This is a genomic window from Opitutales bacterium (assembly GCA_013215165.1).
Taxonomy (GTDB): domain Bacteria; phylum Verrucomicrobiota; class Verrucomicrobiia; order Opitutales; family JABSRG01; genus JABSRG01.
Genome location: JABSRG010000035.1, coordinates 20,439 through 37,706 on the forward strand (window position 1 = coordinate 20,439; position 17,268 = coordinate 37,706).

The window sequence follows — 17,268 nt, forward strand, 5'->3', positions numbered from 1 at the left end:
AATGGATCCCGAATCCACACGCGCAATCTAGAACTCCGCCCTTAACGGAGCTTTAACATTGTTACAGAAATAGGGCTATTTCGTGACAAATCTCCAGGATGCGTCCTGGAAGGAATACACCCAATAGCCCACAGCTGTTGCTTCACCTACAAATTCCCACGCGTTCACACTTGAATTGTAAACGTAGGGATAGCTGCCGCTATCGGTCCATGCCCAGCCACTCTCGGGAAAGTATATCCAGAATCCTGAGGTCGATCGCTCAGCGATATGGATCCAACCCAACTCTGCGTTATAGATCCACGGAGAGAATGTGTCATTGAAAAGGCCGAACCATTCTAACTGGAACCAGCCTGATCGCATCGGCGCAGCGCGCTGGGCGATGAAGCTGTTCGGCACAGATTGGGCAACGGGATTCGTGGATCTCAACACGGTTCCTAGGGCTCCCCCGACAAAGCTGTACGTCTCCGAAATCGTCACATTGAAGAGAGCCTGGTCTGTCTTAGAAAGTTGCCTGCTCCAGGCTTCACCCAATTGAGAAAACAAGATGGTGCCCTTGGTTCCTACCGCCAGGAATCGATTTGCGCCGTAGCTCACAGAATTTATGACCAATAGGGAGTCGCGGAACACGCGTCGCCAAGTCCTAAAATCCTCGGAAAGGAACAATTCGCCCGAGACTGTAGCAATGACAGCTTTATCTCCCGAAGACACCCCAGCGCTGAGACTTGAGGAAGTCGCCACAGATTGTGGCGACCAGCTCTGACCGTCAGAGGAGGCCTGCAAATTACCTCCATCGCCGAGAGCAAACAGTCGCCCTCCGCCCACAAACAAATCATTCACTTTTGACAACTGTTGCAGGCTTATTTCTTCAAAAGAGTCCAAGTCCGTAGATCGATATACTTTCCCAAACACAGAACCGATATAATAGGCGCCCTTGAAATACTCGACACACAGAAGGGGTGAACTGAAATTTGTAAATCTCGCCTCCCAAGTAACTCCATCGGTGGAAGTATAAATGGAACGATAGGATCCTGATCCAATTGCCCGGAATAACCCGACTGCAATCCAACCATTGTTTAGATAAGCTACCTGATGTATCCGAGTCCCAGCATTTAGCACCTGGGACCATTCTCCAGCATTCGCCTGGAAGTAGAGTGTGCCCGAAGAGGTAGCTGCGACGACATCGTCTCCATTTGACGCAATACTCAAGATGCCCTCATCAACGGGGAAGTCTCGTTCACGCCAACCGCGATTAATGACCTCGACACCGACCTGAATCGTCCGCTCGACTTCTGCCGCCGGTAAGAAATCGTCATCGCCTTCCTGCGATGCAGTCACGATAATCGCCCCTTCATCGAGAGCTGTAAGGATATTATCTTCTAAACTACCAGGACCACTTGTAAGGGCCAAAGTTACCGGGAGACCACTGCTCGCCAAGGCGCTGAGTTCAACCTGTTGCCCCACAAAATCGTTTGCAAAGACTTCGTCGAAAGTGATCGACTGCTCTGCGCGCTCGACATTAAAGATCTGAATTTCTTCCGACTCGCTAAAATCTGCAGTTGCCGCCGTAAATGCCCTTACCTGAACACTGCCGGCACCCTGTAAAGTGAGACGATTTCCCTCTATGGTTGCATCACCTTCCAACACCTCAAAGAGAACCGTAGAACCACCCGACGCCTTGGCGCTCAGCACAATCGTATTTGGCGAAAACGGCTGGTCTGGGATCTCATCAAAAACAATACTTTGAGCCTGCTTAAGGACTGTTATCGTCGCCGTCACCGAATCTGCCGCTTTAAAAGCAGCATCACCTTGCTGGCTGGCTGTCACAATAAACGTACCTTCCTGCAACGGAGTGACAAACTCATTAAATTCCCCGGTGAGTCGAGCGATAGAATCATCAGAAACGGAGAATGAAACAGGTAAGCCACTTGAACTACGTGCTACCAGTGGAACCCACTGCTCTCCCAAACGCACGGCTGCAAATGGCTCAAAGGAAATACTTTGTGCCTCCGCTGGTATAAAGTTTCCAGACGTGCGCACCTCTCCAAACCCCCCTACGAATGCGTACAAGCCATTTCTAAAATCGGCAGATCGGATCAACTGATTTGTTCCGGTATAGCGCGGGGTCCACGAAGTACCGGAAGAAGAAGACAAGAGCACGCCATCTCGCCCAGTCGCGATGAACACATTGTTTGCAAAACTGACATCCACCAGGTCCACCTCGACCTCCGAGTCTACAATTTGCCAGGTGCTCCCCAAGTCGGTAGAGCGCACAACAAATCCACTTTCTCCCACGGCAACAATCGTTGTCCCGTCAAAAGCTACTGCAGATATATCAGCACTCAGTCCCGAGGCAAGTAATTCCCAGTCTCCAAGCTCATTTTCGCGGACCACAACCCCCGAATCACCCACGGCCAAGAAACGATTATTTCCTACAGGAACAACGTCTCGGAGAGGCGTGAGTGTCGGGGATAAAACACTAATCCACGACTCGCCATTGGCGGAGGAGAGGATTGTTCCACTATCGCCGACCGCCACATATTCTCCACCGCTGACAGTAGCAGCATATAAATCTTTAACCGTCGGCGTAAAGGCAGACGCCCAGGACTCACCGAATTTTGCAGCTGCCACATCTGAATCCGAGAAAAAAACCGATCCGCTATCCCCTACGACAACCACTTTTCCCGTGCCAAATACGCCGGAATTCAAATCAACAGATACTCCAGGGTCTCTCAATAGCCAATTTAACCCATCCCCCGAAGTAAGCAACTGGCCATTATTACCTGCGGAGACAATATACTCTTCACCGAATATGATAGCATTGAAAGGATCAGCGAGGGCGGCATTATATACCCGCCAATCCCGGCCTGCTTGAGACTGAAGCACACGACCAGAATCGCCGACTCCGATGAAGCCGTATTCTGAGAAAGTAACGCCAGATAGGTCATCGGAGGATTGTGAGAATCTTGTCTCTGTTGCGCCGAGAATTCCATCGGTTATTCTTAAAATCGCGCCATCTCGGCCCACAATAGTAAACGCCGGCTCACCATCAGGTTCCCCATAGGCTACCCCTTCATAGGGAAATCCTCGCTGAATGCTGGTGAATATCGTCTCTAAAACTAGCGAGCCCGTGCTGATATCTACAGATTGGACGTCCGTTACAGGAAAGCTATTCGCCTCAGCATATCGATCTCGATTCCGAAAAATCATATTTTCTCCAACCAACATAAAGACACCGTTTCCAGCTGCGATTTCCTTGATCGTGTCGGTAACGAATCCATCACCTCGCCGAGGGGGTATTCGCCGAACAAAACTGCGACCATCAGTAGAGGTACCAATAGTCGTCGCATTCTCATTTTGCTGCTTAAATTCGGTTGCAGATCCACCGATCATGAAAATACCATTGTAGAAAGTGGCAGCGAAGAAATCTGGTCCTTCAAAGGCTGGAGTACTCGCAGAAGCCCAGTTTCTGCCATCGTTCGAGACTAATGCGCCTCCGCCTAGGCCAACGGCGACAAAAGTTGGCACGCCTCCAGGGTCCCCATAGACGACGTCCTGTAAGCCCGCAAACCAGATAGTATTTTGCTCCCAATCCAACCCATCGGTGGAATACAAAATGTCTCTTTCCCCCACCACTAAAAAGGTGCCATTTCCGTAGGTGATCGCGTTGAGATTACTTGTTGTCCCAGACTCTACCGTTTGCCAAGAAATCCCATCGCTCGACACCAAAATAAGGCCCTCATCGCCCACTGCAACAATCACACCGCGTCCTACGATTACCTCATTCAAATCTGTCCCAGTGATTTCAGGAATCTGTGCTTCCCAATCGTCCAAGCCACTCACGATTCCCACGCTAGACGTCAAAATAATCCCGTATTCACCGACAGCGACCAACAGATCATTGTCCGAAGATACAAAATTGAGCCCGGTCGCTCCCCCAGATGCAAGTGCCGTCCAGCTTACCCCATCCTCTGAACTTAGGAAACTAAAGCCTACGCCCACGGCAACGAAGGTATTTCCTGAGTAAATGACGCTATGGATGTCCTCGCGTACTCCCGTTTCTTGGCGCACCCAAGTCGTTCCAGAATCAGACAGAAGCGCTACTCCGTCCTCACCCACGACAACAAAGCGTCCCCTGCCAAAAGCGACCGAATACAAATAGTCCGTCGTGAAAGAGACCTGAACGTCCCAGTTTATACCATCGTCCGAAAAAATGATGCGTCCATTATCCCCCACGGCCACCAGCCCGTCACTACCTGCGGCCACCGACTGAAGGTCATTACCAGCGCCGCTGCTTCTCACAATCCATGTGGCACCGTTGCTACTCGTAGCTATAGAAAAATCGTCCCCCACAGCCACGAGAAGATCCAGCGATGATGAATAAGTCACCGAGCGCAGATCGCCCAATCCGCTGACAATCCGACGCGTCCAGACCGTTCCATTGTTTGAGGTAAAAACCGAGCCCCCTTCACCCACGACGACAAACTGATCCTGAGATTCGTGGTAGACGACACCATAAAGGTCCTCAGTGAAACCACCTCCCAATGTCGAGGATACCCAAGACGCTCCATCCGATGACCGAAATAAGCGACCGTTGTCCCCTACGGCCAAATGGATACTTCCATTGAATGCAGATCCATTCACTGAGTCGCGAATGTCAGCATCGCGCACGGTCCAAGCCACCCCCGAACTAGAGGTCAAAATCACCCCATTACTCCCTCCCGCAATGAATTGACGGTTAAAATAGTGAGCCTCCTGGATATCATAAACAAAGCCAGTAGAGCCCTCTTCCCAGAATTGCTTGTCCAAGCTTACCACAGCGTCTCCGGTCTCACCGAGAACAATGATCGTCCCGTTCTCCTCCGCTACCGTGTTCAGTCCCTTCGCTCTTGACGCGAACTGAACTTCCCAGAAAACCCCGTCGCTCGACTGTAGCAGCGTGCCCTCTTCGCCTACCGCGATAAAATCCTCTCCGTCGTAGAGCATATCATTAAGCGAGTTTCGGGTGAAGGAATCCGAAACGCCGACGGTCGTAATCGTCCAACCCGCCTCAGGATTATCCGCCGTGGCAACTGTTAGATCATCACCCACTGCGACGAAGATCCCCTCACCGTAAGCGATAGAGTTTAGATCGTTGCCATCGACGCTGAGCGAGCGATCCGTCCAACTCAACGCATTGGCAGAAGTTAACAAGCTGCCATTATCGCCTACCGCAACCAGCCTCGACTCCGCAAAGACAACATCGCGCAGCCTTGAAGAAAATCCAGACGGAGAGCTACGCTGAGTCCATGTAATACCGTTGGGTGACGTCAATATTGTCCCGGACTCTCCCACTGCGACGAAGAGACCTAATCCAGAAGCGTAGGTGATGCCTTCAATGTCCGTTGTCACACCTGAATTTCGGTCCGTCCAATTTATGCCGTTCGAGGAAGTACGAACCAAACCACTGCGACCTACTGCGACGACAGTGCTACCGTCATCTGCAAATCCCAATACCTCGGAAGTGTTATCAACTGACGGGTTGCTCCATGTCCAGTTATCGAGGTTATTGTTCTGAGAAATCAGATCACCCAAATCGATCAAGAAACTCGTCTGAGCCGTCAAATAAAGGTCTGTGGTCGTCTCGACATAACTTGCCGAAACAGAGACCAGGCCACTCCCTTGGACGTACAAGATGTTGTTCTCCACCGAAGCATCTCCAAAATCCACTGTCAAGGTGATGTCAGTTGCCAAAGGCGAATCTGCTGTTGCTACCACAGGGGTAAAGCCCGAAGCCAGAGCTGAGAGTTTAGGAAAAAACTCAATTGCAAAACCTTCATCGGCGAAGGAACTCGATTCATCAACCTGGTAGTTAATGACAACCGGATACTGAAAACTAATTGAACGCGTCACGGTAGCAGCTACCGCAATCGCCTCGGTTCCCGACTGATCGGCATCAATCACGACAACGCCTGGTTCAGTTGCAGCCGTGCTTATTCCCTGCAGAAAATTGGTAAATATAAAATAATCCCCGCCTGCTGGAGGTGCCGATGCACCATCATCGATCGTGTATGTCACTGTGAGTCCAGCACTCGACGTCGCATCAAGCTCAACGACGGTGCCTACCTCAACCTCGGCGGGAGGGTTAAAACTGATCTCTTGTGGCTGAGGCTGACCCCAAACAAAGCTTGAGGGTAGGGCAGCAAGAACCAAAAGGCAGAAGATCCGAGCAAAGGAATTGAGGGTATTCATCACAAAGTTTTAGATGTTAGCCTTGAGGCAAGGCATCGTCGGCGAATGCAACAGACGGTCATTTTGGGGTAAAGCTAACAGAGCTCCCCGGATAATTTGAGATCAGTGAAGATGCGCGATCCGTCAATACTGGAGATTGATCCAAGCTTAAGCTATCCTCAATCAATCAGGTGATTGCTGATTACGCTCAGCGCGTTCGCGTAGAAAGGCCTCCAAATCAAAACCCGGCGGCAATTGAGGAATCTCGCGTGGCGGCTGTGTCGCCGGCGCAGGCGGTGGCACTTCCTGTGGGGCCTCCAGCACAACTTCTTCTTCGTTCAGCGCCACTCCGTCCTCTTCTCCAACCGATTCTGTAGGTGTTTCGGGTGCGCGTGTTTCTGTATCATCCGTCTCCTCTGAAGGCTGTCGACTTCCAGAAAACGGACGTGGCGCAACGGGGGGTGCAGGTAACACGGCTGCCTGGAAATTTTCGCTCCTACTCGGATTGAAGTGCTTACCACGAACGACAGTAGACGCATCGGTGGGCTCTGGCGGGCGTAGGACACGCCTGACAGGATTATCTCTTCGCTGCTCAATACTCGGTTGTCGTTCGACTCGACGCACCTCTCGATTGCCGCCCAATTCACGTTGTTCTTTTTGGCTGTCTTCGAATTGCGGCTCCGAACGCCAGGCTGTTTCAGAGATCTCTAGGGTCGCCATCTGATCTCCCAGACGCACCACAGCAGCGCGTTCATTGGGATCATAGCTCACAATTTCTGGGAAGAACCCACCCATGTCACTCCCTGCCTCAGTCCACACAGAACGGCCGTCTTTCCTATTGCGCACGGAGTAGACGACTTTTCCTCCAATCTCCACCACCCCTCGAATCTCAAATGCCTCCTCGATCTCATCGATTTCAGCCACTTCTCGTCTCGTCTCCAGCTGAGGACGCCCGAATCCCTCGGGCACAAAAGGTGACGCCTCGATAAGTGAGTCCAAGCGTAGCTCCTGTCCCTCAAGGACGAGGGAGAGAAATACAAAAAATATCACCGAGCGCACCATGCGTAATTATCAAACGCCACAATTCAGATAAAATCCGCAAAAAACCCGGCTCCATCGAAGCAGAACCGGGTAAATCGAAATCAATCCAACACGGAATTAACCTGCATTGTAAGGTTCAAGAAGGCGAGAGACCCGGACCTGAGCGACCTTCGCAAAGGCAGGCAAGCCATTGTCGTAAGGGACAGTCACTTCGCCTTGAATGAGCGGGTTAGCATACTTGTAAAAGGGGAAATTCATGCTGATCCCGTCTTCATTGATCCAGTCGCGTGGCAGGAGCTTCACGCCGTTCGCGACTTCACTGAGATCCATGAGGCCAGTCTCACAGGTGTATTGATCCGAATCACCCCGGACCAGGGTAACCATCTTATCAGTCACTCCGTCCATCGCAGCTTTTACAGCTGCTTGTCCCGCCAGGAATGCCTCATCATTGTCAGCTTGAGATGAGCAATGTGCAGCTGCTCTTTGAGGAATCCCCAGCTTGGCTGAACGAGCTTTGATACCTAGATTGTCTTCGACGAGGCGCATGAGGTAATCTCCCGCTCCACCTAGCTGAGCGTGACCAAAAGCATCGGTCGCACCCGAAGATGTCGAAACATAGTTACCATCGCTGTCAACCAGTCCCTCACCCACGACAACGAGGCAAAATTTTTCCCGTTTTAGGGTATTGCGGACATCGTTGATAAATTTCTCTTCAGAGAATGCTACCTCCGGCAAACAAATGATGTGAGGCGGGTCGTGGGGATGGTCTTTGCGCTTTGCCAAGGATGCTCCAGCAGCGATCCAGCCCGCACTGCGGCCCATAACCTCAAGAATAGAAACCAGATCATGGCGACCCATGCCCTCATGGTCACAGGCCATTTCACGCACAGTCGTCGACACATACTTAATAACGGAACCGTAGCCCGGAGTATGGTCCGTGCCTACAAGATCATTGTCGATGGTCTTGGGAATTCCGATCACGCGCAGCGCATAACCCTTAGATTGGGCCAGCTTGGAAATCTTGTCCGCAGTGTCCTGAGAATCATTGCCTCCGATGTAAAAAAAGTAGCGAATATTATGCGCCTCAAATACCTGAAGCACTCGCTCGAAGTCTTGCTGCTTCTTGAGCTTATACCGGCATGTTCCCAGCGCTGAGGCGGGCGTGTGACGTAAACCGCGGATCGTCTGTTGAGACTGCTCAGCCAGGTCAACGATATCCTCGTTTAAGATCCCGAGGACCCCATTGTTTGCTCCGTAAATCTCCTCGATGCACTCATGGTTCAGAGCTTCGGTGACGACTCCGGCCAAACTGGCATTGATCACAGCGGTGGGTCCGCCCGATTGTGCGACAAGACAATTTCCTTCTAGTTCTTCGGCCATAGTTCTTAAAAATTTTTAAGCGCAGATGAAATTTTACGCCTCCTGCTAAAGCAACTAAAAAGGCGACGCATCAAGCCTGACACTTCGAATCTTCAAATGTTCGAAGTGATCATGAGCGTTCTAAAGAATATCACCGGGCTCTATCTTAAGAGCCTCTGGGTAACGCTGCGCGACACGCGAAACTTGCTCTACAAAAGCATCCACCTGACTCGCTGCCACACCGCTTTCAGCACGAGCATGCTCCAAGATCTTATTCATTTCATCCAAGTTGAGTGGGAAGCTATCGTCAGCACCTAGACCGGCAATCATCCCGTTTTCGCTACTCTCCCCACTACGCATCTTGCGGAGCGCTTCGACAGCATGGTGCTTCACGCGGGCATGAGCCGCCTCACGCCCCATACCCGACTGCACAGCCGCCATCAACAGAGCGGTGGATGCTAAGAACGGGAGGTAGTGGGCCACCTCGCAGTCGATTACCGGGCGGTTCACCTCCATCTGATTCAGCACGGTGAGCATCGTTTCGATCAACCCATCCATCGCAAAAAATGCATCAGGCAGACACACCCGACGGACTACCGAGCATGACACGTCACCCTCATTCCATTGATCTCCAGCTAAACCGTTAGCCATCGTCTGATAGCCTTTCAAAATCGTATGAAACCCATTGATGCGCTCTGTGCTGCGGCTGTTCATCTTATGCGGCATGGCCGACGATCCGGTTTGCCCCGGAGCAAAGCCTTCACTAGCCAGTTCTTGTCCCGCCATCAACCGCAGGGTTTTAGAGAAATTAGCCATGCCCGACGCCAGTTCAACCAGTGTGTTGATCACCGTAGCGTCCAGACTTCTAGGATATACCTGCCCCACATTGTCCCAAACGCTTTCAAACCCCAGGTGCTGCCTCACAGCAGATTCGAGATCAGCAGCACGTTGCGCATCTCCATCAAACAACTGCAAGGTGTCCTTCTGAGTGCCTACCGCACCTTTGAGCCCTCGAAGCGGGTAGCTCTTTAAAAGCGCATCCAACTGTTCAAAACCAAACAGACTTTCCTCTCCAAACATGGCCCAACGCTTCCCAACAGTAGTCACTTGAGCGACGACATTGTGAGTCCGAGCAGCCAAAGGAGTATCTCGAGACTCTGTAGCACGCACAGCAAGCTTCGAAAGAACGGCGACCATTTTATCGCGGGTCGTCTCCAGCGCATGTTTCACCTGAAGCTGCTCTACGTTTTCTGTGAGGTCCCGGCTCGTCATCCCCATATGGACATATTCGTAGCCAGCCGCTGCGCAGAAGGACTCGATGCGCGCCTTGACGTCGTGACGACTGACCCTTTCCCGAGCCTTTATATCCTCAAGATCGACCCGATCGCGCACCTTCTCGTAAGCTTCAATCGCCTCTGAGGGTATCTCTAAACCCAAGTCGCGCTGGGCGCGCATTACCGCGATCCAAAGCGATCGCTCCATCCGGACTTTTCCCTCAGCTGACCAGATCGCCACCATCTCGCGCGAGGCATAGCGGTCAGCCAGGACATTCAATACAGCTTCCATTGTCGCGAAGATCCGCAAAGCAGACCGCCGTTGCAATCTCGAAGCCGCAGATAGCCTCCTTAATCAACGGCGGGCGGTGTCCGCCTGAAAATCGGCTGACGCAGCCACAAGACAATTGCGGAAGCCACAAACACGACCACAGCCAAAATAAAAAGCGTCCCGCCATCGCTTTGTCCGTCAACCGTCAACACGACGCCAAGCTTGGTGAGATGCGCTACGATCGCCCCGGAAATCACACCCAGAGATAGGAATGCACCAATCCAAATCGTGGCTGGAATGAGCAACAATACGCCCGCAATTAATTCGGCAATCCCCGATCCAATGCGACCCCAAGGCTCCAAGCCAATCGTCGAGAAAATATAAACAGACTCCGCCGCCCCAGAAAATTTAAAGAATAGCGTCTGCAGCAGAATCGCCGCTGCCAAGATTTGAAAGACCCAGCTCACGCTAGCAGGGGGTTTAGACAGTTTAATCGACTTTGGAATCATGGTTGTGGGACTCCAAAACCGAGATTCTATTCCCAACTCAAATAACGGTGCCAGACCCTACTCGTGTCGGAGCGCTTCGATCGGATTGAGCATTGCTGCCCGGAAAGCTGGGTAAAGTCCCGATAGGATGCCAATGGTATTACTGAACGCGAAACCGATAAACATCGCATTCCATGGAATCGATTCAATGACGTCTCCCCCAGGGACAAATTCTTGAAATACGCGGATTATCCCGAGGCTAATAAACATCCCAATGACACACCCGAGCAGGCTAATAAGGATCGATTCACAGATAAATTGAATAAACACATCGCTGCCCTGGGCGCCGATTGCCTTGCGCACGCCGATCTCGCGGATGCGCTCATTTACCGAGGCCAGCATCACGTTCATGATACCTATTCCGCCCACGACCAGCGAGATCGCAGCGATGCCACCCAGAGAAAATTTGAAGTTACGCTCCATGCTATTGAGCTCTGCTAACTGATCTTCACGAGTCTCCAAGCGAAAGTCTAAGATACCATTGTGCGCCATACGCACGGTATTTGTCAGCGCATCTTTGACAGCGGGAAGCTGTTCCAAGTCATCGACCAGCAGCTCGATTTTCGAAATCGATTCCTCCACACTCCTACGTTCCTGCGCGGTTGTGATAGGAATAAATGACTGGCGGAATTTCCAGTGTAGCGTGTTTTCGCTGTTGCCGATGCCGGGAACGATTTCCTCACGGATCACGCCAACCACAGAATATTTTTCCCCCTCTAACACCACATGCCTACCCACAGGCGAGATGCGACCAAATAAACGACGTGCAAGATAGGGTCCCAATACGATTACTCTAGCTTTCTCCTGAAGATCATACTCACTGAGCGAACGGCCAAACTCCATCTCGTAGCTCATGATTTCGAAGAAGTCGGGATGGATTCCCTTAATTCGATCCCAGTCCCGATGTCGCGGGCCTTGCACACGTCGCCAGCCCATTTCAAAGACGCCTGACACAGCACTGATGTCTTCCACAGTATGCCTGATGGCAGCGACATCAGCTAACGTCATCCCAGGACTGCGGAAGGCGATATCGACCTGACGATCAGGGGGATTCTCTCGCTCCAGTTGAACGCGCTCGATTCCCCCCATACTCTCAAAAGACTGCCGAGTTGAACCCAGCAGGCCCTCGATTACCCCCACCATCGACACCAGAGCTGCTACACCCAAAACAATCCCACTTACCGCGAGAAGGGTCCGCACCTTATGAGCCATGATCTCTCTGAGACCATTGACAATTCCAACCCATATCATGCCCATCAACTGTGACCTCCCACCTCAAGCCGCTTCTCCAATCGCGGCGCTTGTTTGAAGTCTTCAGTAATTTGCCCGTCTTTCGTGCGTATTACCCGATCGCAGAAACTGGCCACATGGGGATCGTGAGTAACAATCGCCAGGGTATGCCCTTCCCCTTTAAGCTCTTGGAAGAGGTCCATAATCCGATCGACATTCTTGCTATCGAGATTGCCAGTCGGCTCATCTCCCAGAATCAGCCGAGGGTCATTGATCAATGACCGGGCGATCGCTACGCGCTGGCGCTCTCCTCCCGATAACTCGAGCGGTGTATGGTTCATACGGTGAGCCATCCCAACACGCTCCAATGCTCGCTGCGCCCGCTCCTTACGATCTGGGTCGGCAAGACGTGAGTAGTGCGTAGGCAACAACACATTATCGATGACACTCAGTCTCGGCAGTAGGTTAAAGGACTGAAAAACAAAACCAATCTTCCGAGACCTCAGTACTGCACGTTTCTTTTTAGAGAGATGGGTGACCGGCTGGTCTTCGAAAAACAATTCACCGTCACTCGGGCGGTCCATGAGGCCCAGTACGTGCATCATGGTAGATTTACCAGAACCAGAACTTCCGGTGATTGCGACGAGCTCTCCCCGCTTGATAGAGATATCTACTCCGTCAAGCGCGGCCACTTTTTCTGAGCCGATCTTATAGACCTTTCTCAGTGCTCTACCCTCGATAACATTCACGACTCCTCTCCCTCAGAGCTCTTCTCAACCATGGTATCCTTTGGAGGGCGCGCACGTGACACCATATCGCCTTCATCGAGACCACGCTTGATCTCGATTCTCTGCATGTCCTTTAGCCCGATTTCTACGTCGTGTTCAGAAAATCCAGATTCGGACTTGAGATAGACAAACGGCTCGTCGTCTTCGTCAAAAAATAAGCATGATATGGGGATAGTCACTGCCTCTGAGACTTCAGCGACCGGAACCGTTATCTCGCCACTGATTCCGGGTTTTACCCGTGCATCTGTCGCCGACAGCGTGAAACGCACGGGGAATACCGGGCGATTTCGATCACGTTGGGCGGAAGCCGCTATCTGTGTGACGCGCGCGTCGAGCTCCAAATCTTCGATAGAGTCGAAGGTCACCTGAACCATCTTACCCAAGAACACATCGCTCACCTCCAACTCACCCAAATTTGCCTCCAAATACATCAGTGTTAGGTCTGCAACAGACATGAGCTTCGTGCCAGAATTATTAGAGGATACGCCGTTGATCACCTGCCCTTCGTTTATCCGCAGATCGATCACGATCCCATCATGAGGCGCCACCACTGTCGTACGCTGATAGTTTTCACGCGCATCAGCCAAGCGCGTTTCACGGATCTCCAAATCAATCTTTGCCAGATCCAAGCGCGTCTTTGCGTCTAAAAAATCAGCTTCGTTAGCGAAGCCTTCTGCTCGTAGCACTTCAAGACGTTGGTAAGCCCGCTCCGCTTGCTCCAGACGGAGCTTATAAGCCTCGGAAGAGCGCTCTGCTTCCTGAAGACGCGCCTGCAACTGTGTGCGGTCCAACTCGACGAGCGGCTGACCCCGCTCCACCTTCTGGCCATCTTCCACTAAGATGCGAATGATCCGGCCGTTAATTTCCGCCTTCACTTCAGTCTCAACAATCGGCCTGACCTCCGCGCTGGTTACAATCTCTTCTTTTACATCCTCTATCTTCGCACTGACGGTCCGGACTTCTTCTATCGTCTCGAGGCGGTCAGACTCTGGGTCTTTTTTGAGGACAAAAAAAAGTGTGTAGCTGCCAAATCCTAAGCCAGCAATCAAGACGACGAAAATAATGATATTCTTCATAGATGATAAAATGATGCTATCAGACCTAAAGCTGCTGATCTGCGTCCCAAACGATGCCAAATCGTGAAAAGAGTTCGTGATCCAGTCTGGCCCGGATCAAATCGGCGCGATGCACATCACGGAGACGCCGTAGGCGACTCAGCTCAGCATTATCCCAAGTCCGTTGGGCCTCCAGCACGTCACGAAACGCCTCCGTGCCGGCTCGATAACGCGCACGCTCTTGCTCAAAAAGGCGTCGATTGAGCTCCACTTGCGTTTCGGCCAATTCAAGGGCCGCAAGTCCCGTCTTCAGGTCGCGCAGTACGCGGCGAGCTTCGAGTTGGATACCCACCACACGTTCTTCACGCCGGAGCTCGTTCCGCCGCAGTGCGATCTGCGCGTTACGTAGATCCGCTTTCTCGGCACGCCGCCCCCAGGGCATACTCAAAGACACACCGGCGCTCCAATTATAGCCACTCCGGCTAAGAGCATCCTCATAGGCATCGGAGATGTCTTCACTCCGTCCCAGCACGCTTCCTCTCAGCGTGAGTCCTACTTCAGGAAGCAAATTACGCTCAGCCACCTCGCGTTCACGCTCATCGATTCGAAAATTGTTCTGAAGAATCCGCAGGTCGAAATCCGTCTCACGAACACGAGGCATCCAATTAGCCAACACTGGAACTTCTGGAGAAATTGCTGACATGGCGTCGACCTGTTGGACTGGAAAATCGATAGCAGATTTTCCCTGGAGCAAGAGCAAACGGTCGCTTGCAGCCTCGATCCCTCGATCAATGTTGAGGAGAGCTTCACGGCGTTCGCTTTGGGAAACTTGGGCGCGTAGTACTTCTATGTCCGTGGCGAGACCCAGCTCACGACGACGCTCAGTTTCGCTCACCAGGCTGTCTGCAACTTCCAGAGACGAAGCTAACAAGCTCCGCTCTTCCTGGACGAGGGCTAGATCCCAGTAGGCGAGCGATACATCTTCGATCAAGTTCAATACCGCTTGCCGGTATTCAAGTAATGCAGACTCACTCTGGACCCGTCGCCTAAAGACGTTGGCAAGGTTCACCGTTTTCCCAGCGCCAGAAAGCAGCGGCTGATTGATAGATAAGGACAAATCCGTAGCAATATCTTCACTAAAGCTAGAGTAGCTATTTCCAGTGCTCAGCCCCACGCGCGTTCCTAATGAGGTACGCTTGCGTAGGCCCAAGCCACCGTTGATTGTCTCGGAAGACGGGCTGGAGTTACCGCTTTGATCGGTGTTGCTACCAGGAGAGAGCCTTTCGCGATAGTTTAGATCCGCAGAGAGTTCCCAATCGAAAGCCGACTCAGCCTGCTCGATACCAATCAAAGACTGTTCTGTAGAGAGCAGCGATGCACGAATATCGAAGTTGGCGATCAGGGCCTCGCGCACCGCCGAATCCAAGCTCAGCGATACCCCCTGTCCCTTCAAAATGGACAGACTGAGGCAAAGAAAAAGTAGGAGGCAACGGGACATTCGACTTCAGGGCAGCAGCCTATAGGAAACAGATCAGAATCCAACTTTGTTACAGCCAACTAAATAAAGTTGGCAATCGGCTCAGGGACTTGAACCCGATTTTTGTGGTAATAGAGAGACTCAAATCCCATCCCTGCAAGCTGCTTGGCGACGTCGTGGAAGTGATAACCTACGGTGTCGGGGGTGTGAGAATCTGAACCCATCGTAAGCTTAACGCCTAACTCTTTGGCCCACTCTAAAATGAATGGGTCTGGATGCACAGTATACACGCCTTTTCGCAAACCACTGGTGTTGACCTCTATGCAAACATCCTCTTCCGCTGCAGCCCGCAAAAAGGAGATAATCACCTCCTTATGCTCCAGAGGATCCATCTCTGTAACCGTTCCATAAATACGAATCACATCAGGATGCGCCATACTATCGTAACGCCCCGTCCGCACCGCGTCGGCCAAAATGCGGAAATAGCTGTCGATGCGCTCAAAATCACTGTCGATCGAATGCTTCCGCAGCCATTTCTGAAAGATGTCAGTATGATGGTGCAATGACCCGAGAACGAACTCGAAAGGATAGTCGCCCAAAATTTTGTCCTGCTCCTTCATAATCGATTCAGAAGGAAAAACTTCAGCCTCAATCCCCGTAAGCACCTCGACTCCGAACTCCTCACCGACCTTTCGCCCTTCGTCCACCAGGCGAAAATACTGATCCAGATCCTTCATCCCCATACGTATGGCGCCATCTCCAAAGCCCACGTCGCGCATCGGAATATGACAAGTAAAGGTAACCAGATCGAAACGACGCTTTGCTGCCTCACGTACATACTCTGCTGTGTGGCCGAGGGCATGGCCACAGAGGGGAGTGTGCATATGACAGTCAAACTTCATGGATGCATCCGAAACTCGAGTCAAAAAAGAGTAAAGAGGGAAGGTGCAAAGAGACGCACTATGGACTCAGACGCTCTATCCCCCACTGCGCGCCTGCCTTTTTCGAGTAGCGGAATCGATCATGCAAGCGACTCGGACGGCCCTGCCAAAACTCGATTGTTTCCGGACGCACGCGGAAGCCCCCCCAAAAATCGGGAAGCGGCACCTGCCCCTCTTTGAATTTTTGTTTCATCTCGTTGAGCTTCGTTTCAAGCAGACTGCGCGAAGAGATAACAGCACTTTGTTGGGAGACCCAAGCACCCAATTGGCTGCCATGTGGCCTCGATAGAAAGTATTTGAGCGAAGTCGCCGTAGAAACCTTCTCCGCTCGGCCACATATGATGACCTGTCGCTGCAAAGCCAACCACGGGAAACACAGTGAAACCTGATTATTCTCACCAATCTGCTGAGCCTTCCCGCTCTCGTAGTTCGTATAGAAAACGAGACCCTCTGCGTCATATGCTTTCAGAAGAACTGTCCGCGAACTCACACGTCCACGCAAATCTGCAGTAGAGAGCGTCATGGCATTGGGCTCGAGCAGATCGGCATTGCACGTCTGTTCGAACCAGAAAGCGAACTGCTCCATTGGGTCTTCGCGAAGATCTTCATGATCGAGACTGGCTTGAGCATACTCTTGTCTGAGAGCGGATGGATCCATAGTTTGAAACTACACCTAAAAGCCAAGCGAAGTTCAAACTTTGATTGGGGTCGTTCGACAGCAAGAAAACGAGTCTGCAATCCAACGAGCGTAGGTTTTAAACCAGATTATGCGATTGGAGGGAGAGCACGGTCACGATTTAGACCGAAACAACCGCCCCAGCGGCGACAGAGCGCCGCTCCTACAACCCTCGTCGGCCGCAAATACAAAAATTGCTTTCGCATCAGAATATCCCATGCAGAATTTTTTAAACGAACACTCAAAACTCAGAAAAAAAATTCGCGTTTATTAGCGTCCATTAGCGGATAACTCTCAACATAGACCATTCAACCAATAAAACCGGGTCTAGGTCGTGCAGCCGATCGCTCGACTGCACTCCTACAGACCCGTGCGAGCGCGATTAACGCACACGGTTCCTC

11 protein-coding genes are annotated in these 17,268 nt (G+C 51.8%); all 11 read right to left on the reverse strand.

What is annotated here, in order from left to right:
• Positions 1 to 75: 75 nt before the first annotated feature.
• The 11 genes from HRU10_08860 to pdxH all read right to left on the reverse strand — a co-directional run bounded on the left by HRU10_08860 (position 76) and on the right by pdxH (position 16,849).
• The gene (locus tag HRU10_08860; protein NRA27345.1) at positions 76 to 6,228 is read right to left on the reverse strand and encodes a hypothetical protein; all 6,153 of its coding nucleotides are present in this window, start codon (positions 6,226 to 6,228) and stop codon (positions 76 to 78) included.
• Positions 6,229 to 6,390: 162 nt separating this feature from the next.
• Complete coding sequence (locus HRU10_08865) at positions 6,391 to 7,269, reverse strand: hypothetical protein (GenBank protein ID NRA27346.1); 879 nt, start codon at positions 7,267 to 7,269, stop codon at positions 6,391 to 6,393.
• Between the two features lie 96 nt (positions 7,270 to 7,365).
• Positions 7,366 to 8,628, reverse strand: a complete 1,263-nt coding sequence (locus HRU10_08870) for a 6-phosphofructokinase (protein ID NRA27347.1) — start codon at positions 8,626 to 8,628, stop codon at positions 7,366 to 7,368.
• Positions 8,629 to 8,748: 120 nt separating this feature from the next.
• Positions 8,749 to 10,173: an adenylosuccinate lyase gene (locus HRU10_08875; GenBank protein NRA27348.1), complete on the reverse strand. Its 1,425-nt coding sequence runs from the start codon at positions 10,171 to 10,173 to the stop codon at positions 8,749 to 8,751.
• 59 nt (positions 10,174 to 10,232) lie between these two features.
• Positions 10,233 to 10,661: a DoxX family protein gene (locus tag HRU10_08880; protein NRA27349.1), complete on the reverse strand. Its 429-nt coding sequence runs from the start codon at positions 10,659 to 10,661 to the stop codon at positions 10,233 to 10,235.
• Positions 10,662 to 10,718: 57 nt separating this feature from the next.
• Positions 10,719 to 11,912: an ABC transporter permease gene (locus tag HRU10_08885; protein NRA27350.1), complete on the reverse strand. Its 1,194-nt coding sequence runs from the start codon at positions 11,910 to 11,912 to the stop codon at positions 10,719 to 10,721.
• 44 nt (positions 11,913 to 11,956) lie between these two features.
• On the reverse strand, positions 11,957 to 12,679 hold the full coding sequence (locus HRU10_08890; GenBank protein ID NRA27351.1) for an ABC transporter ATP-binding protein: 723 nt from the start codon (positions 12,677 to 12,679) through the stop codon (positions 11,957 to 11,959).
• Complete coding sequence (locus HRU10_08895) at positions 12,676 to 13,794, reverse strand: efflux RND transporter periplasmic adaptor subunit (GenBank protein ID NRA27352.1); 1,119 nt, start codon at positions 13,792 to 13,794, stop codon at positions 12,676 to 12,678. The genes HRU10_08890 and HRU10_08895 overlap by 4 nt, the downstream gene beginning before the upstream one ends.
• A 25-nt stretch (positions 13,795 to 13,819) precedes the next feature.
• The gene (locus HRU10_08900) at positions 13,820 to 15,271 is read right to left on the reverse strand and encodes a TolC family protein (protein ID NRA27353.1); all 1,452 of its coding nucleotides are present in this window, start codon (positions 15,269 to 15,271) and stop codon (positions 13,820 to 13,822) included.
• Positions 15,272 to 15,330: 59 nt separating this feature from the next.
• A complete protein-coding gene (locus HRU10_08905) occupies positions 15,331 to 16,152 on the reverse strand; it encodes a histidinol-phosphatase (protein ID NRA27354.1) in 822 nt (273 codons plus the stop codon).
• Between the two features lie 58 nt (positions 16,153 to 16,210).
• Positions 16,211 to 16,849, reverse strand: coding sequence for a pyridoxamine 5'-phosphate oxidase (pdxH, locus tag HRU10_08910; protein ID NRA27355.1), 639 nt, complete (start codon positions 16,847 to 16,849; stop codon positions 16,211 to 16,213).
• Positions 16,850 to 17,268: the final 419 nt, after the last annotated feature.